The sequence below is a fragment of the Sulfitobacter sp. IGS-18 genome, assembly GCF_059628195.1.
In genome coordinates this window covers 1947401-1972378 of the sequence record NZ_CM184556.1, presented here as the reverse complement: position 1 = coordinate 1972378, position 24978 = coordinate 1947401, and the positions used below count along the sequence as shown (strand labels likewise).

The 24978-nt window shown below is 63.3% G+C and carries 26 protein-coding genes; 9 read left to right on the top strand and 17 right to left on the bottom strand.

Annotation, left to right across the window (positions count from 1 at the left end):
- Positions 1-47: 47 nt before the first annotated feature.
- The 12 genes from ACWNZ3_RS09495 to ACWNZ3_RS09440 all read right to left on the bottom strand — a co-directional run bounded on the left by ACWNZ3_RS09495 (position 48) and on the right by ACWNZ3_RS09440 (position 12177).
- Positions 48-1472: a cryptochrome/photolyase family protein gene (locus ACWNZ3_RS09495; protein WP_496899805.1), complete on the bottom strand. Its 1425-nt coding sequence runs from the start codon at positions 1470-1472 to the stop codon at positions 48-50.
- Positions 1473-1559: 87 nt separating this feature from the next.
- Complete coding sequence (locus tag ACWNZ3_RS09490; RefSeq protein WP_496899804.1) at positions 1560-2786, bottom strand: aminotransferase class V-fold PLP-dependent enzyme; 1227 nt, start codon at positions 2784-2786, stop codon at positions 1560-1562.
- Between the two features lie 94 nt (positions 2787-2880).
- A complete protein-coding gene (locus tag ACWNZ3_RS09485; RefSeq protein WP_496899803.1) occupies positions 2881-4527 on the bottom strand; it encodes a BCCT family transporter in 1647 nt (548 codons plus the stop codon).
- A gap of 122 nt (positions 4528-4649) precedes the next feature.
- The gene (locus ACWNZ3_RS09480) at positions 4650-6314 is read right to left on the bottom strand and encodes a BCCT family transporter (RefSeq protein ID WP_269366252.1); all 1665 of its coding nucleotides are present in this window, start codon (positions 6312-6314) and stop codon (positions 4650-4652) included.
- Between the two features lie 256 nt (positions 6315-6570).
- Positions 6571-6990, bottom strand: coding sequence for an HIT family protein (locus ACWNZ3_RS09475; protein ID WP_496899802.1), 420 nt, complete (start codon positions 6988-6990; stop codon positions 6571-6573).
- Positions 6991-7041: 51 nt separating this feature from the next.
- Complete coding sequence (locus ACWNZ3_RS09470) at positions 7042-7530, bottom strand: hypothetical protein (protein WP_496899801.1); 489 nt, start codon at positions 7528-7530, stop codon at positions 7042-7044.
- Positions 7527-8510 carry an acryloyl-CoA reductase gene (acuI, locus tag ACWNZ3_RS09465; protein WP_496899800.1) on the bottom strand — a complete coding sequence of 328 codons (984 nt, stop codon included), beginning with the start codon at positions 8508-8510 and terminating at the stop codon, positions 7527-7529. Before acuI ends, ACWNZ3_RS09470 begins: the two co-directional genes overlap by 4 nt.
- A gap of 108 nt (positions 8511-8618) precedes the next feature.
- Positions 8619-9722, bottom strand: coding sequence for a dimethylsulfoniopropionate demethylase (locus tag ACWNZ3_RS09460; RefSeq protein WP_496899799.1), 1104 nt, complete (start codon positions 9720-9722; stop codon positions 8619-8621).
- On the bottom strand, positions 9722-10162 hold the full coding sequence (locus ACWNZ3_RS09455) for a hypothetical protein (RefSeq protein WP_496899798.1): 441 nt from the start codon (positions 10160-10162) through the stop codon (positions 9722-9724). The genes ACWNZ3_RS09460 and ACWNZ3_RS09455 overlap by 1 nt, the downstream gene beginning before the upstream one ends.
- Entirely contained in the window at positions 10162-10671 is a 510-nt protein-coding gene (locus ACWNZ3_RS09450) for a DinB family protein (RefSeq protein WP_496899797.1), read from the bottom strand. Before ACWNZ3_RS09450 ends, ACWNZ3_RS09455 begins: the two co-directional genes overlap by 1 nt.
- Positions 10668-11375, bottom strand: a complete 708-nt coding sequence (locus ACWNZ3_RS09445) for a DUF1326 domain-containing protein (RefSeq protein WP_269366265.1) — start codon at positions 11373-11375, stop codon at positions 10668-10670. Before ACWNZ3_RS09445 ends, ACWNZ3_RS09450 begins: the two co-directional genes overlap by 4 nt.
- Before the next feature lies 1 nt (position 11376).
- Positions 11377-12177 (bottom strand): DUF2182 domain-containing protein, encoded by an 801-nt coding sequence (locus ACWNZ3_RS09440; protein WP_496899796.1) that lies wholly within the window; start codon positions 12175-12177, stop codon positions 11377-11379.
- Between the two features lie 90 nt (positions 12178-12267).
- On the opposite strand from ACWNZ3_RS09440, the gene ACWNZ3_RS09435 reads away from it, so the two are divergent.
- Complete coding sequence (locus ACWNZ3_RS09435) at positions 12268-13008, top strand: FadR/GntR family transcriptional regulator (protein ID WP_269366268.1); 741 nt, start codon at positions 12268-12270, stop codon at positions 13006-13008.
- 4 nt (positions 13009-13012) lie between these two features.
- Here the strand turns inward: ACWNZ3_RS09435 and ACWNZ3_RS09430 are convergent, their stop codons facing one another.
- A complete protein-coding gene (locus tag ACWNZ3_RS09430) occupies positions 13013-14014 on the bottom strand; it encodes an LCCL domain-containing protein (protein ID WP_496899795.1) in 1002 nt (333 codons plus the stop codon).
- Between the two features lie 79 nt (positions 14015-14093).
- On the bottom strand, positions 14094-15506 hold the full coding sequence (locus ACWNZ3_RS09425) for an aminotransferase-like domain-containing protein (protein WP_496899794.1): 1413 nt from the start codon (positions 15504-15506) through the stop codon (positions 14094-14096).
- A gap of 99 nt (positions 15507-15605) precedes the next feature.
- Here ACWNZ3_RS09425 and ACWNZ3_RS09420 point away from each other — a divergent pair, with 99 nt between their 5' ends.
- The gene (locus ACWNZ3_RS09420) at positions 15606-15836 is read left to right on the top strand and encodes a DUF1127 domain-containing protein (protein WP_269366273.1); all 231 of its coding nucleotides are present in this window, start codon (positions 15606-15608) and stop codon (positions 15834-15836) included.
- Between the two features lie 126 nt (positions 15837-15962).
- Here the strand turns inward: ACWNZ3_RS09420 and ACWNZ3_RS09415 are convergent, their stop codons facing one another.
- Positions 15963-16394 carry a PaaI family thioesterase gene (locus tag ACWNZ3_RS09415; protein ID WP_269366275.1) on the bottom strand — a complete coding sequence of 144 codons (432 nt, stop codon included), beginning with the start codon at positions 16392-16394 and terminating at the stop codon, positions 15963-15965.
- A gap of 56 nt (positions 16395-16450) precedes the next feature.
- Between ACWNZ3_RS09415 and ACWNZ3_RS09410 the strand changes: the two genes are divergently transcribed.
- From ACWNZ3_RS09410 to gluQRS, 5 genes are all read left to right on the top strand, one after another.
- The gene (locus ACWNZ3_RS09410; protein ID WP_496899793.1) at positions 16451-17236 is read left to right on the top strand and encodes an enoyl-CoA hydratase; all 786 of its coding nucleotides are present in this window, start codon (positions 16451-16453) and stop codon (positions 17234-17236) included.
- A 95-nt stretch (positions 17237-17331) separates the two neighbouring features.
- Positions 17332-18645, top strand: coding sequence for a cytochrome-c peroxidase (locus ACWNZ3_RS09405; RefSeq protein WP_496899792.1), 1314 nt, complete (start codon positions 17332-17334; stop codon positions 18643-18645).
- Positions 18646-18914: 269 nt separating this feature from the next.
- Positions 18915-20267 (top strand): methylenetetrahydrofolate--tRNA-(uracil(54)-C(5))-methyltransferase (FADH(2)-oxidizing) TrmFO, encoded by a 1353-nt coding sequence (gene trmFO, locus ACWNZ3_RS09400; RefSeq protein WP_496899791.1) that lies wholly within the window; start codon positions 18915-18917, stop codon positions 20265-20267.
- 9 nt (positions 20268-20276) lie between these two features.
- Positions 20277-20888: a class I SAM-dependent DNA methyltransferase gene (locus ACWNZ3_RS09395; protein WP_496899790.1), complete on the top strand. Its 612-nt coding sequence runs from the start codon at positions 20277-20279 to the stop codon at positions 20886-20888.
- Positions 20885-21724 (top strand): tRNA glutamyl-Q(34) synthetase GluQRS, encoded by an 840-nt coding sequence (gene gluQRS, locus ACWNZ3_RS09390; RefSeq protein ID WP_496899789.1) that lies wholly within the window; start codon positions 20885-20887, stop codon positions 21722-21724. Before ACWNZ3_RS09395 ends, gluQRS begins: the two co-directional genes overlap by 4 nt.
- A gap of 9 nt (positions 21725-21733) precedes the next feature.
- On the opposite strand, the gene ACWNZ3_RS09385 is transcribed toward gluQRS, so the two are convergent.
- Together ACWNZ3_RS09385 and hisI are read right to left on the bottom strand one after the other, a co-directional pair.
- The gene (locus ACWNZ3_RS09385; protein ID WP_496899788.1) at positions 21734-22507 is read right to left on the bottom strand and encodes a hypothetical protein; all 774 of its coding nucleotides are present in this window, start codon (positions 22505-22507) and stop codon (positions 21734-21736) included.
- A gap of 58 nt (positions 22508-22565) precedes the next feature.
- On the bottom strand, positions 22566-22922 hold the full coding sequence (hisI, locus tag ACWNZ3_RS09380) for a phosphoribosyl-AMP cyclohydrolase (protein WP_496899787.1): 357 nt from the start codon (positions 22920-22922) through the stop codon (positions 22566-22568).
- Between the two features lie 74 nt (positions 22923-22996).
- Between hisI and ACWNZ3_RS09375 the strand changes: the two genes are divergently transcribed.
- Together ACWNZ3_RS09375 and ACWNZ3_RS09370 are read left to right on the top strand one after the other, a co-directional pair.
- Positions 22997-23458, top strand: a complete 462-nt coding sequence (locus tag ACWNZ3_RS09375; protein WP_496899786.1) for an iron-sulfur cluster assembly scaffold protein — start codon at positions 22997-22999, stop codon at positions 23456-23458.
- Positions 23459-23520: 62 nt separating this feature from the next.
- A complete protein-coding gene (locus tag ACWNZ3_RS09370) occupies positions 23521-24906 on the top strand; it encodes a methyl-accepting chemotaxis protein (protein ID WP_496899785.1) in 1386 nt (461 codons plus the stop codon).
- Positions 24907-24978: the final 72 nt, after the last annotated feature.

Below are 24978 nucleotides of genomic sequence, written 5' to 3'. Positions count from 1 at the left end.
TCTGATGCGCCGACCGATTTTAGCCGGGGTGGCGGGATTAACAATTATTAAAAGTCGCGGGACTCATAGGCTTGCAAGGCACGCGCCCGTCCGTCAGCGGCGCTGACGATGGGCGCGGGGTAGTCATCGTTTGGGGACAGACCCCAGTGGCGCGGCATCGCGTCAAAGAACTTCAGCGCGTCGTCATGCGGATTTGCGCGCCCCTCGGCGATCCAGCGGCTGACATAGCTGCGGTCCCTGTCGAACTTGTCGATCTGGGTTTCGGGGTTGAAGACCCGGAAATAGGGGGTGGCATCCGGGCCCGAGCCTGCCGACCACTGCCAGCCCATTGCATTGCTGGCCGGGTCCCAGTCGATCAGGCAGTCCTCGAACCAGTCCATCCCGATGCGCCAATGGGTCATCAGATGTTTGGTCAGATAGCTGGCCACGATCATCCGGCCGCGATTGTGCATCCGCCCGGTCACGTAAAGCTCGCGCATCGCGGCATCGACGAAGGGAATGCCGGTGCGGCCCTTCTTCCAGGCCCAGACTTCGGCGGCGCGCGCATCGTCCTGCCAGGGAAAGGCATCCCAGTCCGCGCGCCAGTTGTCGGTCAGGATGCGCGGGGTGTGATGCATCAGGTGATAGGCAAACTCGCGCCAGACCAGCTCCTTCATGAAGGTTTCGGCCCCCCGTTTGCCTTCCTCGCGCGCGCGCAGCCCTGCATGCCAGCATTGATGCGGGCTGATTTCCCCAAGCGATAGGTTTTCCGACAGGTTCGAGGTGCCATCCGTACCGGGAATGTCGCGGCTGTCGTCGTAACCCTCCACGATCCGGGCCATGAAGGCACCCAACCGGGCCTGCGCCGCATCCTCGCCCAGCCGCACGAAGGGGCGCAGCACATCGGCACCGCGCTGCATTGCGGCCCCCATGCGCCAATCTGCCAGCGCGTCACCCCCGGGCCAGCGGTCCGGCGCGGGGATGCGCGCGGGCGTGCTCAGCGGCGCATCCACATCCCGGCCCTTCACATTGTTCCAGAACGGGGTGAAGACCTTGTAGAAGTCACCCTGCCCGGTTTCGACCGTCCAGGGTTCGAACATCAGATGCCCGCCGAATGACCGCGCCTCGATGCCGCGCTCCCTGAGGTTCTGTTTGATCCTGCTGTCCCGCGCAACACTGTCGGGATCGTAAAGCCGTGACCAATAGACGGCCCCGGCCCCGGTATCCTCGATTAGCGCGTTCAGCGCCGCCTGGGCATCGTGATCGCGGCGCAGGATCAACCGGCTCGCCTTTTCCTCCAGCCTTTCGGCCAGATGCGCCACGCCCAGACCCAGCCGCCATTTTGGCGCGGCCTTCAGCCCTTCGGACAGGTCGTCATGGATGAAGACGGGGATCACCGGCCGCCCGCTGTCGCAGGCAGCCGTCAGGGCCGCGTGATCGCTCAGCCGCAGATCGCGGCGGAACCACATCAGGATCGGTTTATTGTCGCTCATCTCACCTGTCTTTGCCACTCTCCTTCACAGAGAGTTAGGTCAGACACGGATGAGGCAAGGCTTTGGTTTCACAAAAAGACTATGGTTTCACAAAACCTTGTCCAGAGCCGTCAAAAGCTGATCCATCTCCGCGGCAGAGGTGTAATGGGTAAAGCTCAGCCGCAGGACGCCCTTTGCCGGGTCGACCCCCATGGCGCCCAGTGCGCGGCCCGCATAGAAATCGCCGCCGCCCGCCATGATGCCATGCTGTGCCAGATCGGCGGCGACCTCCTCACCGGGGCGGTTCAGGGCCAGGGCAACGGTCGGCGCGCGGTTCTCGGCCGTCGCGGGTCCGATCAGGCGCACCGAATTGCGGCTTTTCACCGCGTCCAGCAAGGGCTGCAACAGCGCTGTCTCATGGGCGCGCATCAGGTCATGCATGGCCCCGGCCCGCGCCACGGGAGGGGCATCGCCGCCGATGTGGTGGCGATAGGCCTCATCAATGTAATCGGCCATCCCGGCACAGGCGGCAATCTGTGCATGGTCCGGTCCGGCAGGCGTGAAGCGTTTGTAAAGCGTGCCGCCGTTGAAGACATGCCCCTGGTTCGGCAACAGCGCACCAAGGGCCCGGCGCACCACCATGAGCCCCTGATGCGGCCCAAAGGTCTTGTAGGCCGAGAAGAGATAGATGTCCGGCCCCAGCGCGCCCACATCGACAAAGCCATGCGGCGCATAAGACACGCCATCGACGCAGACAAAGGCACCGGCGGCATGGGCCAATGCTGTGATCTCCACCACCGGATTGACCTGCCCCACCACGTTGGAGCAATGCGGAAAGCAGACCAGCCGCACCTTGTCATCCAGCAGGTTCTCCAGATCATCCGGGTTCAACCGGCCGGTTTCGGGATCAATGCACCATTCGCGCAGCTCGATCCCCCGGTCCGCCAGCCTGCGCCAGGGTCCGGTGTTCGCCTCGTGATCCTGGTTGGTGACGATGATCGCCTCGCCCGGTTCCAGCATCTGGCCAAAGGCCTGGGCCAGGACATAGGTGTTCTGCGTGGTCGAGGGGCCAAAGCTCAGCTCGTCGGTTTCAACCCCAAGCATCGCGGCCAGCCGCTGGCGCGCCTCGTCCATCTCTGCCCCGGCCAGCTGGCTGGCGGCATAGGGCGCATAGGGCTGCACCTTGCGCTGGGTATAATAGCGGGTGAGCCGGTCAATCACCGGCTGGCAGGTATAGGAACCCCCTGCGTTTTCGAAAAAGGCCTGCCCCTGCAACGATGGTTCGGCAAAGGCGGGAAACTGCGCGCGCACCCAGGCGGTATCAAGTTGTGTCATGGGCGAAGGGTTCGCCTCAGCCGCGCGCAAGGTCAAGCCAAAAGAAAAGGGGCACCCCGGCGGGATGCCCCTGTCTTGTCGCTGTGGCGGAGCGTCAGCGCGCCTTGCTGCGCTCACTTTGCAGGCCACGGAAGATGCAGTAGCACATCAACAGCAGCACAACGGTGAACAACAGCCCGGTCGAGATCACCATGGATTGCAGCGCGGCCAGCCCGCCGCCCAGCAGCAGGGCAATGGCAACCGCACCTTCAAACAGACACCAGAACACCCGCTGCGGCATTGGCGCGTCGATCTTGCCGCCCGCTGTGATCGTGTCGATCACCAGACTGCCCGAATCCGACGAGGTCACGAAGAACACGATCACCAGCACGATGCCGATGAAGGAGGTGATCGAGGCCAGCGGCAGCTGATCCAGCATCTTGAACAGCTGCAACGGCAGTTCCGCGTCCTGCGCGCCGGTGTAGGCATCCGCCAGCACCTGGTTGATCGCCGTGCCGCCAAAGATCGACATCCAGATCACGCAGACCATGGAAGGGATCAGCAGAACGCAGATGACGAATTCACGCACCGTGCGGCCCCGGCTGACGCGCGCGATGAACATGCCCACGAAAGGCGACCAGCTGATCCACCAGGCCCAGTAGAACGCTGTCCAGCCTTGCGAAAAGTTGACGTCTTCGCGCCCGAAGGGGTTCGCCAGGGCCGGCAGATATTCGACATAGGCGACCAGGCTGTCCCAGAAGAAGGCGAACAGGAAAGCCGTCGGCCCCACGATCAGGGTGAACAAGGCCAGCAGACCGGCAAGACCCATGTTGATCTCGGACAGAATCTTGACACCGCCGTCCAGGCCGCGGACAACCGACACCAGCGCAACACCGGTGATCACAGTGATCAGCACAACTTCGGTGGTTTTGCTGATCGGAATGCCAAACAGCTCGTTCAGACCGGCATTCGCCTGTGTCGCGCCAAATCCCAGTGATGTTGCCAGACCGAACAGGGTTGCGAATACCGCGATGATGTCGATCACATGCCCCGGCCAGCCCCAGATGCGCTCGCCCAGCAGGGGATAGAAAGCCGAACGAATGGTCAGCGGCAGGCCCTTGTTATAGGTGAACAGCGCCAGTGCCAGCGCCACGGTGGCATAGATCGCCCAGGGGTGAAGCCCCCAGTGATAGATCGTGGCGGCCATGCCCAGACGGACAGAACCCGGCTCATCCCCGGTGGCAGCACCCAGCGGTGCCCAGTCCGTGCGCAGCCCGTTTTCAGCAACAGCCGTATCTCCGAAGGAGGTCGAGAAGTGCGTCAGCGGTTCGGAAACGCCGTAGAACATCAGCCCGATGCCCATGCCCGCGGCAAACAGCATCGCGAACCACCCCATGTAGGTGTAATCCGGTGCCGCCTCCGCGCCGCCCAGCCTTACGGAGCCGAAGGGCGTCACAATCAGCAAGAGCGCAAAGATCACCACCAGGTCGGCGGCCCCGATCAGGAACCAGTCGAAATTCTTGGTGGTAAAGCCGAACATCCAGGAGAATGCCGACGCGGCCTGTTCCGGCAGTGCCAATGTGTAAAACACGAATGCGACAATCGCGACCGCCGATATGGCAAATACCGGATTGTGAATGTCGAACCCGAATTTACCGATGGACCCGTCGATATTGTCCTGGCCGATTTCGTATTGGGTGTCGATGACATCCGACACGCCTTCTGGTTCGGGTATGCCTTGATTTGTGGTTTCATCAACCATCACTGTCCCCTTGTTTCTGTTCTGTGTGAACCGGGATGACTAACAGGTGGCGACCTGCGCGCAACCCGGTTTAGGTCAGAGGGCCCGGCAGGATACCGGCCCCTCCGGTTGATTTTAAACACTTATTCCGCCGGAGTTGCCTCCACTTCTTCGGAATAGGTCGTCACGCCCGATGCTGCGCGTTTGCCGTCGTTGAAGATCGCCTTGATCAGCGAAACCGCCATCAGGACCATCACCAGAGAGAACGGCAGCGCGCCGATGACCATGGCGGTCTGGATCGCGCCGATCCCGCCGATCAGCAGCAGCGCGGCCACCACCGCCCCCAGGGCGACACCCCAGAAGATGATATGCGGACGCGCCTTGGGCCCTTCGTCGCCTGCGGCATTGATGGTATTCACGATCAGCACCGCAGAGTCCGCCGAGGTCACGAGGTAGGTCATCAGCAGGATCACGATGACCACGGCCATCAGCCAGCCCAGCGTACCGCTGCCCAGCAGGATGTCGGTCATGGCAAAGATCTTGCCGCCATCCGTGGCCTCAAAGATCTTGCCACCGGCCTGACCCGTCAGTTCCAGGTCAATCGCCGTGCCACCGGCCCAGGCGAACCAGACAAAGCACATCAGCGCAGGCACAAAGACCGCGCCCAGCACGAATTCGCGAATGGTCCGCCCCCGGCTGATGCGCGCCAGGAACAGGCCCACGAAGGGTGCGAAGGCAACCCACCATGCCCAGTAGAACACGGTCCAGGAGCCCTGCCATCCGGCCAGGTCCTGATCAACCGGATTCTCCCCGCCATAGACGGTGAACATCATGCCGGGCAGCGCGATCACGTACTCCCAGATCCCGACGAAGAAGGTCCAGAGCCCGAAGAAGGTCGAGCCGAAGATCATCAGGAATCCCAGCAGGAAGATCGACAGCGCCATGTTGATGTTCGACAGCCACTTGATGCCCTTGCCCACCCCCGACAGCGCCGAGAGGGTCGAGGCCCCCATGATGACGATGATCGAAAAGATGATCCCGATGGACGAAGGCTGGCCATCATCGCCGGTCAGCCAGTCACCCACGCCGATCCGGCTCATCCCGTCGACAAACTGGTTCACGCCGAACCCCAGGGTCTGCGCCACGCCAAGGATGGTCGCAACCACCGCCACGATGTCGATCAGATGCCCGAAAGGCCCTGACAGCGACTTGCCGAACAAGGGTGTCAGCGAAGACCGGATGGTCAGCGGCAGCCCCCGGCGATAGGCAAAATAGCCCAGTCCCAGACCGGCAATCGCATAAGAGGCCCAGGCAGTGAACCCCCAGTGCAGATAGGACCACTTGTAGGCGTTCAGGATGTTGTCCTCGCCCTTGCCCGCGGCAAAGCCCTGGATCACATCCGGGTTGTTGCCAAAGTGATAGATCGGCTCGGCCACCGCCCAGGTCAGCATCCCGACCCCGATCCCGGCGCCGAACATCATCGAGAACCAGGAGAAGTTGCTGAATTCAGGCTTGTCGTCCGGCAATCCCATCTTGAGCCGTCCCGCCGCGGGCCAGATCGCCAGCACCAGGCAGGTGATGACAAACAGCGCCATGACCCAGACGTACCAGGTGGCAAAATTTGTCAGGATGAACCCGTTGAATTCCGACAGGATACGGCCTGCCTGCTCGGGAAAGGCGACGGCCCAGATCACCAGCAGACCAATGATGATCTTGGCCGTGATGGTCACGTCGATGCTGAAGCCACGATAAAAACCGCTGTCCGCAGTCTTGATCGGCAGCTTCATCAGTGGAGGTCTAAGCGCCATAGCATATGTCCCTGTTTTATTGTTATGTGACAAAGCCTATGGCCCGATCCATGGAACACAAAGCAAAAGGAAACCTTTGCTCTCAATGACTTACCGGGATGTGCTCAAATTTGGGCAAGCTGCTTGCAAGAAATTTCGGCAAAATTGCGGGCAAACGGCACCGCTTGGCACCCGCCGCTGACGCCCGTCCTGACGCATTTGAAATCAATTAGGTCGGTATCATCCGCCGATTCGAGCCGGAAAACGGCTGATTCCCTTATGAAATCGCCGCTGCGATCTTCTCTGCATGGCCCTTGATCACATCCATGTCGCCCATCTTGCCCGGTGGCCGCATCGGCAGGCCTTCGTGCCGGGGATGGATGTGAAAATGCAGGTGGAACACCTCCTGCCCGCCTGCGGCTTCGCTGAACTGCTGCAGGGTGATGCCATCGGCGGCAAAGGCCTTTTTCGCGGCATTCGCCACCTTGCTGACCGTCGCCATACAGGCCGCGAGCTGCGCCGGTGTCGCATCCAGGATGTTGCGGCAGGGCGTCTTGGGGATCACCAGGCAATGCCCGTCGGTGCGCGGCATGATGTCCATGAAACACAGGGTCTCGTCATCTTCGTAGACCTTGAAGCTGGGGATTTCGCCGCGCAGGATCTTGGCAAAGATATTCTGGTCATCATAGGCGGTCATCGGGTTCTCCTGAAGTGGTTCGGCCCGTTGTAAGACGATCTTTTGCCGCCGTCACCCCTTTGCAAGCCGCGCTGCCGCCGCCCGCAGCAACCCGCGCGCATAGACCTTGTGAAAGGGTGTCAGGATGCGCAGGATCCGGGGCAATTCGCGCCCCGGACGCGCCATCACGGCAGAGCCGAAAAGCAGCTGCGTGCCGCCGCCATCGCCGGGGGCCACGGCCAGCCAGGAACAGGTGCTGCCGCGCAGGTCAGAGAGCAGGATCTGCCGCGCGCCACGCGCCTCCACCCGCCAGATGGCGAATGCTTCCGCCCCCGCCGCCAGCGCTGCCACCTCGGCATCAGCGATGCGGCGGCGCAGGGCAAGGGACAGCACCAGCCGCTCCAGCCGGAACAGCCAGCTGGTGTAGAACCGGCAGATGAACTGCGCCAGATCGACCTGACCGGGCACCACCACCTCATAGCAATCGGTATAGGTCGCCCCCTGCCCCACATGGCGGGACAGAAAGGCATATTGCGGCACCGCAACAGCGCGCAGGGTCATGCGTTCACATCAACCACGACCCGGCCCTTCACCTGCCCCTTGAGGATATCCGCCCCCAGCCTGGGCAGATCGCTCAGTTTGGCGGGCTGAACCATCGCCTCCAGCTTGTCCATCGGCAGGTCCCGCGCGATCCGCTCCCAGGCGCGCAGACGGTTCTCATAGGGTTGCATCACACTGTCGATGCCAAGCAGGTTCACGCCGCGCAGCAGGAAGGGGATCACCGTGGCAGGCAAGGCCGCACCGCCCGCCAGGCCAACGGCGGCAACGGATGCGCCATATTCCATCTGGCCCAGCACACGGGCCAGCATGGCGCCGCCCACGGCATCCACGCAGCCGCCCCAGGTCTCGCCCTCCAGGGGGCGCTTGGTGGTTTCGTTGATCTCCACGCGGGCGACAATCTGGCTGGCGCCAAGGCTCTTGAGGTAATCCGCCGTTTCCGGCCGCCCGGTGACGCCTGCAACCTCATGTCCGAGATTGGCCAGGATCGCGGTGGCGACCGAACCCACGCCGCCGGCCGCACCGGTGACCAGCACCGGACCTTTTTTGATGCCGTGATCTTCCAGCGCCATCACCGCCAGCATCGCGGTGAAACCGGCCGTGCCCACAGCCATCGCCTGACGGGTGTCGAGCCCCCCGGGCAGCGGCACCAGCCAATCGGCCCTGACCCGCGCCTTTTGCGCATAGCCGCCCCAATGCGCCTCGCCCACGCGCCAGCCGGTCAGCACCACCTTGTCGCCGGGCCTGTAGCGGTCGTCGTCCGAGGCTTCCACCGTCCCGGCAAAGTCGATGCCCGGCACATGCGGATAGTTCCGCACCAGCCCGCCGCCCGGCCCGATGCACAAGCCGTCCTTGTAGTTCACGGTCGAATATTCCACCGCCACGGTCACGTCGCCCGTCGGCAGATCGTCCAGGCCAATCTGCGCCACCTGTGCGGATGTCTTGCCCTCGTCGTCCTTGTTCACGATCAACGCATTGAACATCTCTCATCCTTTCCGGGCGCTCCGCCCTTTTTCCCGGCCCATTTCTTTTTGGCCTTCAAATATTCCCGGGGTCCGGGGCAGCGCCCCGGTGCCACCGATACCTCCGCGCTAAAGCCAGAAACCCTCGCGCACGATCGCCTCCTGCATTCCATCCGGCCCGCGCAACTGCAAGGGCGTGCCCGGATCCCAATGAGTCATGCGCACCATGCCGATGGCCACATTCACCCCGAAATCGGGTGACCAGACGGCAGAGGTGACCTGCCCCACCTGCCGCGCCCCGGCCATCAGGGGCCAGACCCGGTCGCAGCGCGGCACCGGGTCGCCGGCAATCTCGATGGCGCGGATCTGCTGCACCGGCCCTTCCTTGGCCACCCGCAAGAGCGCATCCCGCCCGATACAGCCGATGGCCGTCTGGGTGTCACAGAACCGGCCCAGCCCGCATTCATGCGGCGTGTTGTCGTCGGTCATGTCGTTGCCATAGCTCAGCAAGCCGGCCTCCACCCGCTCGATGCCATTGGGGCAGCCCGCACGCACGTCCAGATCGCGCCCGGCCTCCATCAGCGCATGCCACAGCGGCATCCCGATGTCGCTGCCCTCGACGTAGATCTCAAAGCCGCCCTGCTTGGAATAGCCCGAGCGCGCGACAACCAAGTCCCGGCCCTGGAATTCGAAATGCCCGAAGCGGAAGAACCGCACATCGCACACCGCATCGCCGAAGACCCGCGCCATCAGCTCATCCGCTTTCGGCCCCTGGACCGCCAGCGGGCTCACATCGGGCTCATCCACCAGCACATCCAGCCGGTAGCCGTTGGCGATGCCCTTGACCCAAAGCATCAGGTCACTGTCGGCGATCGAGATCCACCAGCGGTCCTCGGCAAGTTTCACCGCCACCGGGTCGTTCAGCATGCCGCCTGTCTCATCGACGATGGGGACATAGAAACAGCGCCCCGGCAACATGCCGCGCAGGTCGCGCGGGGTCAGCATCTGCATCAGCCGCGCCGCATCCGGCCCGCGCAGCTCCACCTGCCGTTCGCAGGCCACATCCCAGACCTGCACCGCCGATTTCAGGTGATGGTAATCTTCCTCGACGCTGCGAAAGACCGTGGGCAACAGCATCCGGTTATAGACGGTATAGGCAGAGACCCCTGCCGCCTCCACGCCATCGGAAAACGGGGTCCGGCGCAGCCGCCGTGACGGGGAAATCAGGGCCATCAGTCAGTGTCCTTCTGCACGGCGCAAGCCGCCTGTTGAAATGTTGCATGTTGTGCGCGCAGCCAGCGGCGCATCTCCGGCCAGCGGCTGCGCAGGGTCACGACGTTCTTCTTGTCGTCCCGGCGAAACCAGCGCCCGGCGGCGACATTGGTTTTGTCGCCCGGACCGGCGGCCCGCAATTCGGTTTGCAACGCGGCAACATGGGCGCTGACCCAGCGTTTTGCCGCGTCGGATCGTGCCACGAGATATACCGAGGTCTTGTCCTGTGACACCGACATGACCATGCGCAGGCGCCCGTCGAGCAAATCATCGCCCAGGGCAAAGTGCTGTTCCTGACCGGTCCGCTCTGCGCTGTCGGCCTCGACCATTTCTTCGGCCAGCGCGGCCCAGAAGGCGGCGCGCTCGCTGTTCAACTGGTCCATCGTCCGGGGTGATGGCATCAGGCGTCCTCTGGCATGAAGGCAAGATCGCTCACCGGTGCCGCATGGCCGCCTGCCGTCAGCATGGCATGGACCTGGCCCCGGTGGTGGGTCTGGTGGTTGAAGATATGTGCAACGCAAAGCGCCCTGGGCTTTGACATCTCGGATTTGGTCAAGCCCGAATACCAGGTCAGATCGCCCAGCAGGTCGATGTTCGACAGGGTCTCCGACCAGATGCGGATGCGCCCGTCGATGCGGAACCGCTCCGCCTGCCAGACCCCCGTGGTCTCGGTGTAGGTGGTCGATTGATCGCCCGCCACCTTCGGCTTTGCGACATCATCGCACAGGCGGCTCATCCACATGGTATCGGCCCAGAGCAGGTGATTCAGCGTGCCCCTGATGGTGCTGAAAAATGCGCCGTGATCATGGTCGAGCGCGGCATCGTCCATGTCGTTGACAATGCCCATCAGCTGACGGTTCTGCCACGCGTTGTAGCGGGCCATGATCTGAACGAAGCCCGCGTCAATCATGGTTTGGGGCCTTTCCAGTCAATCGGGCAGATCTCTGCCGACATGCCGTCAAAATCCCAGACCCGGCCATAGTCGCGCACCTTGCTGCGCAGACCCTTCGCCGCGATGATGTCGGGGCCCATCCAGTATTTCGAATTGGAGACCATCACCGGGTGCTCCGGATCCTTGCCCGCCAGGGTCTCGATCTCGCCCTGGATCTTGCGGCCGATCTGGATCGCGCGGCGGTTGCCGTCGCGGGTGATCTGGACCGGGGCGCGTTCCGCGCCGATGATCTCGGACACCAGCATGGTGAACAGCCCCGTGGTGCCGCCCGCCTGGCCCGAAAAGATCTGCAGGATGCCGTTATAGGCCTTGCCGCTGGCGCGCTCGTCCACATAGGCGGCAACCTTCCAGTTGCCCTCTCCCATGCGGCCGGGAATATCGACCAGCAGGCCGACGTTCAGACCCGACAGGTCCTCGCCCTCGTAATGGCCTTCGTCGATGGCGATGGCCATCCAGGCATGGCAATGCCCCTCGGTCGGGGGATGCGCGCCCAGGCTCACCACGCAGGGGCAGAACACGGTGCAGGAGCAATTGAGGAACAGCTCTCCCTTGATCGCCCAATCGGTGGGCGTCATCCTGCGCCGTCCCGGATTGGGCATCCGGCTGTCGATGCGTTGGGAAATCGGCAGGCGGTCTGCTTCCGGTAATCTGGTGACGGCCATCTTATCCTCCGTGAAAAGGTATCATGATCAGGGGCCAGCCCGCCACGACACATGCGCCGCAGATCAGGGCAACCCCCAGGGGTCTGGTGACACGATGTCCGATTTGCGGCAGCTTTTCCAGCACCATGAAAAGCGTCGCCAGCCCCATCCAGGCCAGGTTCATCACCCCGCCGGCAAAGCCCAGCAGCATGAAGCCCCAGCAACAGCCCGCACAATACGCACCCAGCCCCAGCCCCATGCGCAGACCACCTGTAAAGCCGGTGCGCCAGTGGCCGAGGAAATAGATCATCGGGGAATGGCAGACGCCGTGGCAGATTTCCTTGGTCCGGGTGAACTGGAACAGCCCCACCGCCAGCAACAGCGCGGCGGCAAACCAGCGCGACCGGGCGATGCCCAGCATGTCGATTGCCCCGCCGAACAGCAGCGCCAGTTGCAGCCCCGCGATCAGGGCGGCAAAGGCCAGCCATAGGGTGAAGTATCCAAGCAGCACGCCAAGCCACCCTGCCCGCGTGCCATCGGCACTGACCATCAGGTCCTCGTAGCTGCGCAGGGTCGGCACCATCGTGGGCAGCATCATCGCCGCCATCATCGCCCCCCACATCACGAACAACGGGCCGAAATTTGCCATCGGCATGTACATGTCCATGCGCGGGTCCATGCCGCGCATCATGTCGCCCATCTGGCCGGGACGGCCCAGCAGGTCGAGGTCCATGTCCATCGCCATGACATACATCAGCGCCCATGCCGCCAGCACCAGCCCGAAGAAAGCCAGCCAGAGAGTTGAGCGCAGGACAGGATTCATTATTCCCCCATTTATCGTCAAACCGAGTCAGGTTCTTGCCAATTTAATGTCAGACATTTACAAACGGAGCAAATCCTAATTGTCAGACATATGAAGATAGACCCCTCCAGCCCCGCCGATCTGTCGGTGCAGATTGCCAGCGCGATCCGCGATGCCATCGTCAGCGGGCAGTTGATCGTGGATCAGCGCCTGCCCTCGGAAGCGGAGCTTTGCGCGCAGTTCGAGGTGGGTCGCACCACGGTGCGCGAGGCGCTGAAGCGGCTTGCGGCACAATCGCTGATCCGCACCCAGCGCGGTGCGACGGGGGGCGCCTTCGTGAACCGGATCAGCTTTGAAGAGGCCTATAGCCAGCAGATCACCACATCCACCCTGCTGCTGTCGATGAACGCCGTGAGTTTCGAGACCGCCTGCGAAGCCCGCTATGCGCTGGAACGGGCCTGCGCGCCCCTGTCGGCGGCGCGGCGCAGTGCCGATCATCTGGCCACGATGCGCGCCGAGATCCACCGGCAGGGCCAGCCCGGCCTGACCGACGAGGCGTTCTGCGCCTCCGATGTGGCCTTTCACCGCGCCCTGGTGGATGGCGCGGGCAACCCGGTGATGTCCTATCAGTTGGCGGGCGCGGTCGAAGCGATGCAGCCGCTGATGAACATGATCACCTTCACCGCGCGGTCGCGCGAAAGGATCATCGCCCTGCATTGCCAGATCGCGGATGCGCTGGACGCGCAAAGCGCCCCCGAGACGGAAGCAGCCCTGTCCGAACTGGAACGCTATACGCTGACCCTGGGCCAGGACGTGATGGCGCAGCGGGCGCAGGCGCGTCCCGCGCCGTGAGCCTTCAGTTCCGGTCGAAGGTGATCGACTGTTCGAAACTGCCCCATTTCGAGGTGGTCACCCCATTGGCCGAGGACCCGGCATAGGCGTCCAGCCCTTTCAGCCGGATCGCCGTCACGCTGCCGCCTGCCGCATCCACAGCCCCCGCATGGCGCGCAGCGGTGCAGATGTCGCTGTCAGCCGTGTAGGGCCCGCTGCCCCAGACCGACTTGCTGACCGGCGCGTTTTCGGCACAGACGCAGACCAGGCTTTCGGCATCGGCGGGCATGGTGCTGCAGGTGCCTTGCATCGCGATCACACCGCCGCCCACGGCCGCGACCTCGAAACTCTGGCCGTAGGACCCCCAGCGGCTGCTGGTCACGCCGTTCTGGCTGGAGCCTTCATAGGCGTCCTGACCCGGTGCTGCCGTCACCTTGATCTTGCCGCCGGTGGCCGGGATCGCACCGGCATGAACCGCCGCGCGGCAGACGTCGCTGTCACCGGTATAGGGCCCGCTGCCCCAGACCGATCCGCCCGCATCGCTGCCTTCGGGGCAGGCACAGGTATAGGGGGCCGCATCGGCGGAAAAGCCGGTGCAGGCCAGAACCGGCGCGTCCGAGGCTGCCGCCTGCCCCGCCACCAGCGCCGGCATCACGTCAAAGCTGGACTGGAACAGGCCCCAGCGCTTGGTGGAGATACCGTTGGCATCCGAGCCTTCATAGGATTTCTGCCCGGGCCGGCCCACGACCGCCAATGCGCCGCCATCCTCGCCGATCACTCCGGCGTGGCGTGCAGCGGTGCAGACATCGGAATGGCCCGAATAGGGCCCGCTGCCCCAGACGAAGCGTTTGATCGTGGTGGCCTTGCAGGTGCAAAGCTGCACCGTGCCATCCTCGATCCCGCGCCCCTTGCCACAGGCGGGGGCGCTGTCAATCTCGGCCTGGGCAAAGACATTGGCCTGCTGGGCAAGCAGCGGTGAAGTGAGCCCCGTGAGGGCGGCGGCAAGGGCGAGAACGATCAATCGCATGGGCAAATTCCTTTTGCTGAATGATCAAAATCTAGCCAGTGGTGCCCCTTCTGCCAAGAAATTTCGCGCAAGGACCGGATCAGACGTTGATCTGCTCGGGCGGATGTTCCAGCAGATCGCGCAGCCGTTCCATTGCCGCCTCGAAGCTGCGCAGCGACACGCCTGCGTTGACCGCCATGCGGATCGCATGGGGCGCATTGGCATCGCGGGCGGCAAATTCCTCGGCGGCGCGGACCTGGACGCCGACCTTTTCGGCGGCCTGGCAAAACGCGCTGGCGCGCCAGCCCTGCGGCAGGTGCAGCCAGACAAAAGGCACATCGCGCCGCCATTGCAGATCAAAACCGCCCAGGGTGTTCACCGCCACTTTCACATAGCGCTCCACCCCCTCGCGGGAGGCATCCATGATGGCGGGCAGTTCAGGATGGTTCAGCAGTTTGGCCGTCAGGTCGATGATCGGCGTGGCCAGACCAAAAAAGCTGTGCTCCGACGTACGATGCAGCGCCCCGGCCAGCCCCTTGGGGGGTACAATGCAGCCGATGCGCAGGGCCGGTGTGATGGATTTGGACAGCGAGGTAATGTACCAGCCGCGCTCCGGGGCCATCTGGCGATAGCCTTCGCCCTCCGCCCGGCCCATGCGGTAACAATCGTCCTCAAGGATCTGAAGATCGTATTTGCGCGCCACCGCCACAATGGCCGCGCGCCGGTCCATCGGGGTAAAGCCGCAGGTGGGGCTGTGCACCTCCGGCGAGGTACATAGCACCTGCGCCTCCGGGTGGCGTTCGGCGGCGGCGGCAAGGGCTTCGGGGACGATCCCATGTGCGTCAATCTCGATCGGCACGACATCGGCGCGCAATGCCTCGGCGGCGCGGCGGAAACCGGGATAGGACAGCGCCTCGACAAAGACGACGGGGCGGCGGCCCTGCAACACGGTCTGCAGCATCAGCATCACCGCATTCTGGCCGCCAAGGCTCAGCACGATATCGCTTTCCTCCACCGCGCCGATGGGCGTGCCCTGCAACCACTGGACCATCGCCAGTCGGGCGCCAAGCGCGCTGCGCCGCGACGGGTAATGCATCACGCCCGATGGCGGGTCTTCCGCCACTTCGATCAACAGCCTTCGGATCAGCTCCGCCTGCCCGCCATTGGGCAGATGCGGCGAATAGAGGTTGACCTGATACACGTCGCCCCCGGTGTTATGCGGCACCGGATCAATTTCGATCAGGTTGAGCGGCCGCCCGACAGTTTTGGGTGCCGCCACGAAGGTGCCGCGCCCGACTTCGGCGCGCAGGGTGCCGTCATCGGTGAGGATGCTGTACGCCCGCGCCACTGTGCCGGGGGTGATGCCCAGCTTCCAGGCCAGATCCCGCACCGGCGGCAGCTTGTCGTCGACCTGCAATGCCTTTGTCGCGATGCGGTCACGGATCATTGTTACAACCGCTTTGTACTTGGGCCCCGTCCCGGCAAGCCCCTCGGATGACCAAATTGTATCCATTACAATGTTTCCCTAGCGTCTTTGTACGGCCTTTTGTATCAATTTATTGTAGCAGTCCGATATATTGTGTCAATACAATTATTCGAGAAGGAGATTCCCATGACACAGGCAAGACCGACGACACCCGACGCGCTGAGCATCCTGGCGCAACCTGGCACGCCGATTGTGGCTGAGCTGGCGGTTGCCTTCGCGGTCTGCGTGACGAAATGGGCCACCCGCCGCCGCACACGACTCGCCCTCTCAAGGCTTGAGCCATGGCAGCTGAGCGACGTGGGACTGACACCCGAGCAGGCCGATACCGAGGCGTCTCGCGTGTTCTGGCGGGTCTGACTTCCCTGTGGGACCTGCCAGACCTCTTCACTGGGCCGGAGCAATCCGGCCCATTTTTCGTTTCAGGACAAACAGGTAGCTGCTGTCTCGCTCAAACTGCGTAAGATACGCGGTTGCGAATGCAGATCAGACCGCCATCTTGCGGGGCGGGATGGCATAGGTCAGCGATGCCCGCGCCACCGGCGCATCCAGACCCACGGAATACAGCATCACATCGGTGACCGACAATTGCTTGCCCAGCTTCAGCAGGCGCGCCCGGGCAACCAGATCGACGCCCGCCTGCGGCTTGCGCATGAAATCAATGGAACAATTTGTCGTCACCGCCAGGGCCTGCGGGCCGATCATCGCCAGCGTGACCAGATAGGCCGCGACATCCGCCAGCGCGAACATGGCGGGGCCGGAAATTGTACCTCCGGGCCGCAGGTGGCGGTCCTGGGTCAGCAGGCGCATGGTGATCTCGCCCTCGCCCACGTCGTCGATGGCGAAATCATCGGCAACCTGCGCGAAGACTTCCTTCATGAAGCTGGTCAATTGCTCTGCGGTCATGACGGCGGGCATACTTGTCCTCTCCTGCTGTGCGGGGCAAGGTGTCTTGATTGATCCGGGAGGGCAAGATGGCAATTGTAGAGACCCAGCGTCACGGCGCGGTGATGCGGCTGACGATGAACGCGCCGGAACGGCTGAATGCGCTGTCCGACGAGATGCTGGCAGCGCTGATGGAAGCGCTGGATGCCTGCGCTTCGGACCCGGACACGCGGGTGATCACCCTGGCCGGCATGGGCAAGGCGTTCTGCGCCGGCCATGACCTGCGCCAGATGACCGCCATGCGCCAGGCCGAGGATGGCGGGACCGCAGGTTTCAGGGATCTTTTCGAGCGGTGCAGCAAGATGATGGCGCGCATCCAGTCGATGCCGCAGCCGGTGATCGCGCAGGTCCACGGGATTGCCACCGCCGCCGGGTGCCAGCTGGTCGCCACCTGCGATTTGGCCGTCGCCGCCGAAGGCACGCGCTTTGGCGTCAACGGCGTGAACATCGGGCTGTTCTGCTCCACCCCCATGGTGGCGCTGAGCCGCAATATCCCGCGCAAACAGGCCTTCGAGATGCTGACCACGGGCGATTTCATCGACGCCAGTCGTGCGCGCGCGCTAGGGCTGGTCAATCGCGTGGTTCCGCCCGAACAACTGGCCGATGAAACCGCCGCCCTGGCCAATCAGATCGCCGGAAAGCTCGGCGCTGCCGTCAGGATCGGCAAGGAGGCGTTCTATGCCCAGTTGCAGATGCCCGTGGCCGAGGCCTATGCCTATACCGGTGAGGTCATGGTGCAGAACATGCTGCGCGATGATACTGCCGAAGGGATTGATGCCTTTCTCGGCAAACGTGACCCGAAGTGGGATCAGTGACACTTTTGCCTGTTTCTGGCCTTGATTTCTGCAGCTTTGGCTGGAAATGACCGCGCGTTTTGGGCAAATTGCCCAAAAGCTTCAGGGGGAACAGGATGCGCGGTGCGCTGACGGCAGTATTTATCGGCTTTCTGGCTCAGACAGCGATGGCAGAGCCCCTGCCCGCGCCGGTCACCGATGCGGATTTTCCCAGCTTTCCGATGGAACAGATCCTGCTGGGCCGTGACCTGTTCTTTGACCCGATCCTGTCGGGCAACCGCAATATTGCCTGTGCGACCTGCCACCATCCGACGCTGGGCACATCGGACGGCATGTCGCTCTCCATCGGCGAGGGCGGGCTTGGACTGGGCAGCCGTCGCATCGCGAGCGAGGACAACCGTCCGCATGCGCGCATCCCGCGCAATGCGCCTGCCCTGTTCAACATCGGTGCGCGGGAATTCACCGTGATGTTCCACGATGGCCGGGTGGAGCGCAGCGACAGCGCCATGTTCGGCATCCGCATGCCCGAAGGGCGGACGCTGGAAAAACCCATGCCCTCCGCGCTGGCCGCCCAGGCGATGCTGCCGATCCTCTCGGCGGATGAAATGTCGGGCCAGGCAGGCGAAAACGACGTGGCCAGCGCCGTTGACGCGGGCCGCATCCATGGCAGCGACGGGGCATGGGCAATCCTGGCCGCACGCATCGCGGCGATCCCCGCATATCGCGACCGCTTTGCCGCCCAGGGGGTGCAGGACCTGCACATCACCGATATTGCCCAGGCGCTGGCCGCCTTCATCACCACTGAATTCCGTGCCACCGACAGCCCCTTTGACCGCTACCTGCGCGACGGCACGCCACTGTTGCCCGCTCAGGCTGCCGGAATGGCGCTTTTTTATGGCAAGGCGCGCTGCAGCACCTGCCACAGCGGTCCGTTCCAGACCGATCACGGGTTTCACGCCATCGGCATGCCCCAGTTCGGACCGGGCAAGAACACCGACAGCGCCTATGCCCGATATGCAGACCTGGGGCGCGGCAAGGTCACCGGCGTGCCGGCGGATTTCTACCGCTTTCGCACGCCTTCCCTGCGCAATGTCGCGCTGACCGCCCCTTACGGTCACAACGGCGCCTATGCCCGGCTGGAAGACATCCTGCGCCATCACATGGATGCGCTGGCAGGGCTGACCGGCTATGACCGCAGCGCGGCGCTGTTGCCGGGCGGTGCACAGCAGGAAGATTTTACCGCACTGGACGACACCGAGGAAATGATCCGGATCGCGGCCGCCATCGAGATCCGGGATGTTGCCCTCACCGGCGGAGAAATCGTGGAACTGTTGAGCTTTCTCGATGCGCTGACGGACGCGCGCGCGGCCCAAGGTGCCTTGGGCGCCCCCGGCGCGGTGCCCTCCGGCCTGCCGATGGACAGCCAGTAGGCCTGTTCCGCCTCCGGAGACTGTTTCCGAAATGAAGCCGGATTGTTGACGGATTTTCTGCTTTCAAATCTGGCGAATTTGGGGCATAAATCTGACAGCACCCGAGGGTGCATAGATATTTGGGTCGCCGCCGGCGGAAGGTCCCTCCAGGTCAGCCTCTCACTGACCGACCATTCCCGCAGCGGCGACCCCAAATCATCGCAATTCCCCCAACACACCCCATGCTGCTAGCGGTTGCCTGTCGCGCCGCCCTGCCCTACATCGCTGTCATGACACAGACACTTCATATCGTGGGCGGCGGCATGGCCGGGTCCGAAGCCGCCTGGCAGGCCGCAAACGCAGGCATCGACGTGGTCCTGCACGAGATGCGGCCCGAGGTCGGCACATTCGCGCATCAGACGGGCCTTCTGGGCGAGATGGTCTGCTCGAACTCCTTCCGCTCGGATGACGATGAACAGAATGCGGTGGGCCTGCTGCACTGGGAAATGCGCGCCGCGGGCGGGCTGATCATGGCCTGCGCCGACCGCAACAAACTGCCCGCAGGCGGTGCCCTGGCGGTGGACCGGGACCCCTTTGCCCAATCGGTGACAGATGCGTTGATGGCGCATCCGCGTGTAACGGTGGAATACGGCGAGATCACCGAACTGCCGAGTGAGGGCCATTGGATCATCGCGACCGGGCCGCTGACCTCCGGCAAGCTGGCCGAGGCCATCGCGGCGCGCACCGGGGCCGAGGCGCTGGCGTTTTTCGACGCCATTGCGCCCATCGTCTATTTTGACAGCATCGACATGTCCAAGGCCTGGATGCAATCGCGCTATGACAAGGGCGAGACCGAAGAGGAACGCACCGCCTACCTCAACTGCCCGATGGACAAGGCGCAATATGACGCCTTCATCGACGCGTTGCTTGCGGCCGACAAGACCGAGTTCCGCGAGGGCGAGACGGCAGGCTATTTCGACGGCTGCCTGCCCATCGAAGTGATGGCCGAACGCGGCCGCGAAACCCTGCGCCACGGCCCGATGAAACCCGTGGGCCTGACCAACCCGCATCAGCCCGAGGTCAAGGCCCATGCGGTGGTGCAGCTGCGCCGCGACAACAAGCTGGGCACGCTCTATAACATCGTGGGTTTCCAGACCAAGATGAAGTATGGCGCGCAAGCTGATGTTTTCAAAACAATTCCGGGATTGGAGAATGCCAGTTTCGCGCGGCTGGGCGGAATTCACCGCAATTCCTTCATCAACTCTCCCACCTTGCTGGACGATCAGATGCGCCTGCGCAGCCAGCCCAACATCCGCTTTGCCGGGCAGATCACCGGGGTCGAAGGATATGTGGAAAGCGCCGCCATGGGTCTGCTGGCCGGGCGCATGGCCACGTCAGAGATTCTGGGCACCGATATCGCCGCGCCCCCCGACACGACGGCAATGGGCGCGCTGGTCACCCATATCACCGGCGGCGCCGAGGCAAAGACCTTCCAGCCGATGAATGTGAACTTCGGCCTCTTCCCCCCGGTCGAGGGGCTGCGCGGCGGCAGGCGGGGCCGCAAGGACCGCTACAAAGCCTATACCGACCGCGCCAAGGCGGACTGGCAAAGCTGGCTGGACAGGATCGCAGTCCCGGCCTAACCTGATTGCATGACAGGATTTCTCGACAAAGCTTACGGGACCAAAGATCCGGCTGCGACGCGCCGGCTCTATGACGATTGGGCCGCGAGCTATGAGGCCGAGATTGCCGAAAACGGCTATGCCACACCGGGCCGCTGCGCCGCGGCGCTGGCCCGGTTCGCCAGCGACAAGAGCGCGCCGATCCTGGATTTCGGCTGTGGCACCGGCCTCTCCGGTCTTGCGCTGAAGCTGGCCGGGTTCAGTGTGATCGACGGCATGGATCTCTCTCCCGAAATGCTGGGCGAAGCGCGCAAGAAGGACATTTACCGCGTGCTTTCTGTCGTCGCGGACACGGGCGCGCCGGTCATTCCGAAAGGTCAGTACAGCGCCATTTCGGCCATGGGCGTGATTGGCAGTGGTGCGGCACCGGTTCAGATGCTGGACAACCTGATGCATGCGTTGCCACGGGATGGAAAATGCGTTTTCTCCATTAATGACAATGCGTTGCGGGACCCGGCTTATGAAGCGCGGGTGATGGAATGGACCGATTGCGGCGCGGCGCGGCTGCTGTTTCGCGAACACGGCGACCACCTGCCCGGAATCGGCATGAAGTCCAACGTATATGTACTTGAAAAAGCGTGACTTTCAGAACCCGCTTTGCACCATCTCCGACCGGCCCGCTGCATCTGGGCCATGCCTATTCCGCGATTCTGGCGCATGACATGGCGCGTGCGGCCGGTGGCGAATTCCTGCTGCGCATGGAAAACACCGACCGCGAGCGCAGCAAGGCAAAGTGGGAGGCGCTGATCCTTGAGGATCTGGCCTGGCTAGGCCTGAGCTGGTCTGAGCCGGTGCTGCGGCAGTCGGACAATCTGGAGAGCTATGAGGCACCGCTCGCCCGCCTGCGGGAAATGGGCCTGCTCTACCCCTGCAATTGTTCGCGCAAGGACATCCGCGCCGCCACCGCCGCGCCGCAGGAAGGGGCCTTTCCCGATCTGTACCCCGGCACCTGCAAACACCGCGATGTGAGCAGCTGGCAGCCCGGTGACGCGCTGCGCCTGCATATGGACCGGGCCCTGGCGCGTTTTGGCGGCAATCTTCCCGGATTTACCGAAACCGGCGAGAAAAACGCCGGTTTTCACCGGATCGAGGCGGAAACAGCCCTGTCGCGGATCGGCGATGTGGTGCTGTACCGCAAGGATGACGCGGTCATCGCCTATTTCCTCGCCTCGGCGCTGGATGATGTGGCACAGCAGATCACCCATGTTGTCCGGGGCGAGGACCTGTTTGATTTCACCGCGATCCAGGTCTTGCTGCTGGCGCTGCTGGGCCTGCCGGTGCCGGTCTATCACCACCACTTGCTGATCCGCGACGAAAGCGGCCGGCGCCTGGCCAAACGTGACGATGCCAGGGCCATTTCCCTGTTCCGGGCCGATGGGGCGACACCGAAAGATATTCGTGAAAAAGTAGGCCTTTAGAGGCCAAAGTTAACCCGGAAGGCTGCGCCAAGGCTTGGGCATGATCACCCAGCGGCCATTCAGGTAGATCAGCCCGTCAAACGCAAGGCCCAGGGTGTCGCCATGGGTCACGAACTTGAACCGCACAATCGGGACATCAACCTTGAAATACTGCAGCACATCCTTGTAGCCGCCGGGAAATTCACTCAGCACCGGGCGTTTCTCTGCCAGGGCGCGGGTCGTGGCGTATACGACGATGAGGTCGTTGTGATCCGGCTTTGGCCCAAAGGCGGTTCCGGGGCCGATCTGGCTGCTCAGATCCCGCCAGAGCGCCGAGCCCAGCGGATCGGCATAGACCGCGCGCACCTCCGCCTCTGTCGGCAGCAGCGCCTGGGTCAGCGCGAGGTAATCCGCACCCGGCGCATAATACTGCATCAAGAGCGCCCGCGCCTCTGCCTCGCTCCCCGGTGCCGGGGCGGCGGAGGCGGCGGGTGACGCGGTGGCAGGTTTGCTGTTGGCGGCAACGATATCAAGCAGGCTGGCCCCTGCATTGGCCTGACAAACCTTTGCGATATTGCCCAACAGAACCGCGTTGTTCCGGGTCTCCACCGGGCGGATGTTGTCGGCGGTGGCCGCGAGATAGCCAAAGGTCCAGGCCGCGATCATCACCTGTTCGGCCGGTGTGGCATTGCCCAGCACCGCGGCGCAATCCGCACGCGGATCAAACCCTTCGGCCTGCGCGGCCCCCATCAGCCCGGCCATCAGGCCAAGCACCGCACCGGTTCCGGCAATCTTGCACAACATGACATTCCCCCAGATGACTGAAGTTCAGGCTACAACAGCTTGGCGGATGTGGCAAAACTCAAAGTGGGGTGGAAAGCTCGATTGTCTCGCCGTCCCTGACCGCGCGGTAGAAACAACTGCGCCGCCCGGTGTGACAGGCGGGCCCGGTCTGGCGGACCAGCACCAGCAGGCAATCGGCGTCACAATCGAAACGAAAATCCACCAGCTCCTGCACATGGCCGCTGGTGTCGCCCTTGACCCAGAACTCCTGCCGCGACCGGCTCCAATAGGTGACCCGCCCGGTATCAAGCGTCTTGCGGATGCTGTCGGCGTTCATCCAGGCCATCATGAGCACTTCGCCACTCTCGGCTTCCTGTGCGATTGCGGGGATCAGACCGGCATCGTTGAAGACCAGTTGATCGGGACTAAAGGACATGGGGACCTCACGTAAAATTTTTTGCATCTTCGGCTCGGGCGTTTATGTAGGGATTGAACGGCAAAGGGAACAGCATGTCGGACGAAACGGACCTGATCAAACTCTACTCCGCGCGGATACTGGCGCTGGCGTCAGAGATCCCGCACCTTGGCCGGCTCGATGCGCCGGAGATGACGGTCAAGCGCCGTTCGCCGCTCTGTGGCTCCACCGTGACCGTGGATGTCGTGATGAAGGATGGCCGGGTGGCCGAATTCGGACAGGATGTGAAGGCCTGCGCACTGGGACAGGCCGCCGCCGCCGTGACCGGGGCCGCCGCCATCGGGGCGACACCCGCGCAACTGATCACGGCGCGCAACCAACTGCGCGCAATGCTGAAGGACGCAGGCCCGGTGCCCGATGCCCCCTTTGACGGTTTCGAAGTCCTGACACCGGCCACCGCCTACAAGAACCGCCACGCCTCCATCCTGCTGGCGATCGAAGCGCTGTCAGAGGCTGCGGAAACTGCCGATGCCAGCGCGAAAATTAACGGATTATAAGTCAATTTCTGCAAACTCAGGGACAGGATAATCACTGGCCGGAGAACGAAATGACAGCGCATATGCGCCTCGATGCTGATACGCAGATGGACGCATTGGCAGTCGCTGCGGCCGCTCTGGGCTACGAAATTGTCGATATTTCCGGGTTTCTCGACCTGGTTGCGGAACACGGCGCATCCCAGAAGAACGCCCTGCGCGCACTTGACGAGAATACCAACGAAATGGCCGCCGCCAACAGCGACGCGACCCGGCTGGTCGAAGGGTTGAGCGAAACGTCAAACCGCGCGCTTGAAACGGTCAAATCCTCCGCGACGCTGATGCGCGATGTGGGCACCAAGACACGCAGCGTCGCAGGCTGGGTCGAAGAGGTCCATGCAAGGTCCGGCGGCGTGTCGAGCACCCTTGCGGCGGTAAAGGCCAACAACAGCCAGATCGCGACCATCGCAACCCAGGTCAATACGCTGGCCATCAACGCCAAGATCGAAGCGGCGCGTGCGGGTGACGCCGGGCGCGGATTTGCTGTGGTGGCCGAAGCGATCAACGATCTTTCGCAAAAGACCAGCCTGGCGGCAAAGCAGATTTCAGACAATATCGAAACCCTGACGGACTGGATCGCCAAGCTCGGCAAGGAAGCCGAAACCGTCGCCAGCGATGCCCGCGAGGTGCTGGAACGCTCGGCAGAGACCGATTCTGCACTCAGCCAGATGGAAGAAACCATCGCCAGGGAACATGGGCAAAGCATGCAGATTGCGGCGAATACCAAACGCGCGAAAGACGCGGTCGAGAATCTGCGCCCCGCGGTTGCCGATATCAGCGAGACCGTGCAGGAGACCTCTGTCGGGATCGAAGAGACCAAGAAACGGATGCACAATCTGGTCGAGGCCTCGGAAAAGATCGTGCAGATATCAGCGGCGCTTGGGGGCGCCTCTGTCGATGCGCCCTTTATCGCCTATGTCACGCAGACCGCCAACGAAATCTCAGAGGCGCTGAATAAAGCGGTGGCAGAGGGCAGCATTGGTCTGGATCAGCTCTTTGACCGCGCCTATCAGCCCGTTCAGGGGAGCAACCCGCCCCAGGTGGTGACCCGCGCCACCAGATTCCTGGATGGCGTTCTGCCTGCCTTTCAGGAACCGGCGCTGAGGTTTGACCCCAAGGTCGTGTTCTGCGCGGCGGTCGATGTGAACGGCTATCTGCCAACCCACAACAAGAAATTCTCGCGTCCACAGGGCGATGACGTGGTCTGGAACACCGCCAATTGCCGCAACCGCCGGATGTTCGACGACAGGGTCGGGCTGAAAGCCGGGCGGAACACGGAACCCTTCCTGCTGCAGGTCTATCGCCGTGACATGGGCGGTGGCGAATTTGTCCTGATGAAAGACCTCTCTGCCCCGCTCTGGGTTGGGGGGCGCCACTGGGGCGGCCTGCGCCTGGCCTATCGCTATGACTGAGGCCTTGCGTGACATCCGGACGTGACCCGTGAAACCCGGAAACACCATATCGCAAAAAAAGCGCCGCACATC

What these genes read in the sequence shown, in the direction of transcription:
- ACWNZ3_RS09495 (WP_496899805.1), bottom strand. Translation starts at nt 1,472, where the DNA reads ATGAGCGACAATAAACCGATCCTGATGTGGTTCCGCCGCGATCTGCGG.
- ACWNZ3_RS09490 (WP_496899804.1), bottom strand. Translation starts at nt 2,786, where the DNA reads ATGACACAACTTGATACCGCCTGGGTGCGCGCGCAGTTTCCCGCCTTT.
- ACWNZ3_RS09485 (WP_496899803.1), bottom strand. Translation starts at nt 4,527, where the DNA reads ATGGTTGATGAAACCACAAATCAAGGCATACCCGAACCAGAAGGCGTG.
- ACWNZ3_RS09480 (WP_269366252.1), bottom strand. Translation starts at nt 6,314, where the DNA reads ATGGCGCTTAGACCTCCACTGATGAAGCTGCCGATCAAGACTGCGGAC.
- ACWNZ3_RS09475 (WP_496899802.1), bottom strand. Translation starts at nt 6,990, where the DNA reads ATGACCGCCTATGATGACCAGAATATCTTTGCCAAGATCCTGCGCGGC.
- ACWNZ3_RS09470 (WP_496899801.1), bottom strand. Translation starts at nt 7,530, where the DNA reads ATGACCCTGCGCGCTGTTGCGGTGCCGCAATATGCCTTTCTGTCCCGC.
- acuI (WP_496899800.1), bottom strand. Translation starts at nt 8,510, where the DNA reads ATGTTCAATGCGTTGATCGTGAACAAGGACGACGAGGGCAAGACATCC.
- ACWNZ3_RS09460 (WP_496899799.1), bottom strand. Translation starts at nt 9,722, where the DNA reads ATGGCCCTGATTTCCCCGTCACGGCGGCTGCGCCGGACCCCGTTTTCC.
- ACWNZ3_RS09455 (WP_496899798.1), bottom strand. Translation starts at nt 10,162, where the DNA reads ATGCCATCACCCCGGACGATGGACCAGTTGAACAGCGAGCGCGCCGCC.
- ACWNZ3_RS09450 (WP_496899797.1), bottom strand. Translation starts at nt 10,671, where the DNA reads ATGATTGACGCGGGCTTCGTTCAGATCATGGCCCGCTACAACGCGTGG.
- ACWNZ3_RS09445 (WP_269366265.1), bottom strand. Translation starts at nt 11,375, where the DNA reads ATGGCCGTCACCAGATTACCGGAAGCAGACCGCCTGCCGATTTCCCAA.
- ACWNZ3_RS09440 (WP_496899796.1), bottom strand. Translation starts at nt 12,177, where the DNA reads ATGAATCCTGTCCTGCGCTCAACTCTCTGGCTGGCTTTCTTCGGGCTG.
- ACWNZ3_RS09435 (WP_269366268.1), top strand. Translation starts at nt 12,268, where the DNA reads ATGAAGATAGACCCCTCCAGCCCCGCCGATCTGTCGGTGCAGATTGCC.
- ACWNZ3_RS09430 (WP_496899795.1), bottom strand. Translation starts at nt 14,014, where the DNA reads ATGCGATTGATCGTTCTCGCCCTTGCCGCCGCCCTCACGGGGCTCACT.
- ACWNZ3_RS09425 (WP_496899794.1), bottom strand. Translation starts at nt 15,506, where the DNA reads ATGGATACAATTTGGTCATCCGAGGGGCTTGCCGGGACGGGGCCCAAG.
- ACWNZ3_RS09420 (WP_269366273.1), top strand. Translation starts at nt 15,606, where the DNA reads ATGACACAGGCAAGACCGACGACACCCGACGCGCTGAGCATCCTGGCG.
- ACWNZ3_RS09415 (WP_269366275.1), bottom strand. Translation starts at nt 16,394, where the DNA reads ATGCCCGCCGTCATGACCGCAGAGCAATTGACCAGCTTCATGAAGGAA.
- ACWNZ3_RS09410 (WP_496899793.1), top strand. Translation starts at nt 16,451, where the DNA reads ATGGCAATTGTAGAGACCCAGCGTCACGGCGCGGTGATGCGGCTGACG.
- ACWNZ3_RS09405 (WP_496899792.1), top strand. Translation starts at nt 17,332, where the DNA reads ATGCGCGGTGCGCTGACGGCAGTATTTATCGGCTTTCTGGCTCAGACA.
- trmFO (WP_496899791.1), top strand. Translation starts at nt 18,915, where the DNA reads ATGACACAGACACTTCATATCGTGGGCGGCGGCATGGCCGGGTCCGAA.
- ACWNZ3_RS09395 (WP_496899790.1), top strand. Translation starts at nt 20,277, where the DNA reads ATGACAGGATTTCTCGACAAAGCTTACGGGACCAAAGATCCGGCTGCG.
- ACWNZ3_RS09385 (WP_496899788.1), bottom strand. Translation starts at nt 22,507, where the DNA reads ATGTTGTGCAAGATTGCCGGAACCGGTGCGGTGCTTGGCCTGATGGCC.
- hisI (WP_496899787.1), bottom strand. Translation starts at nt 22,922, where the DNA reads ATGTCCTTTAGTCCCGATCAACTGGTCTTCAACGATGCCGGTCTGATC.
- ACWNZ3_RS09375 (WP_496899786.1), top strand. Translation starts at nt 22,997, where the DNA reads ATGTCGGACGAAACGGACCTGATCAAACTCTACTCCGCGCGGATACTG.
- ACWNZ3_RS09370 (WP_496899785.1), top strand. Translation starts at nt 23,521, where the DNA reads ATGCGCCTCGATGCTGATACGCAGATGGACGCATTGGCAGTCGCTGCG.